Origin of the sequence: Conexibacter stalactiti, assembly GCF_033542075.1 — a bacterium.
GTDB lineage: Bacteria > Actinomycetota > Thermoleophilia > Solirubrobacterales > Solirubrobacteraceae > Conexibacter > Conexibacter stalactiti.
Genome location: NZ_JAWSTH010000248.1, coordinates 1 through 512, shown reverse-complemented (window position 1 = coordinate 512; position 512 = coordinate 1). Strand labels below are relative to the sequence as shown.

The 512-nt window shown below is 35.9% G+C and carries 1 protein-coding gene; it reads right to left on the bottom strand.

Translation table 11 applies throughout. The features are described from left to right. Positions 1-212: 212 nt before the first annotated feature. Positions 213-512, bottom strand: a 300-nt coding sequence (locus tag R7226_RS31595) for a hypothetical protein (RefSeq protein WP_318601540.1), incomplete at its 5' end; no start/stop codon positions are given.

The following is a 512-nucleotide window of genomic DNA, read 5'->3' as shown; positions in this document are numbered from 1 at the left end:
ATATTAGTTAGCTCAATGTTATACTCTCCGTCTTTGTCAATAACTCTTGGGTTATCAGACGCTTCTTTGATAATATCTACATTTGAAACAATAAATAATAATTGCTTACCACTCTTATAATCTGCGAGGTTAAATGGTTTATTTATTGTTGCCATAAGAGGCTCTATGGATCCATTGTCTCCTAACTCTATTTTTGCTAGATTGTGTTTAACTCATTGTTTAGAAGTAAGAGTAGCGTATGATACTAGTTGCTTACCTTTGCTTCCTACTGCTGAGGAAGCTTCCATATCAGATACCATGAGTGTAATCTGCTCGTCTCCGTAAGCCTCAATAGTTGAGCGGTCTAATGGCGCTGTTGAGTAGTTAAGAAAAGTCTGTACCGCTTCACCTATGAAATACTTTGCGTCGTTTAATTTTGGTAAAGCATAAACGTACATAGTTACCCTTGTACGCTTATTATCAGTTATATTGTTTATGTCGTATGCGCTTTCTACTGGGACTTTTAAAATTCT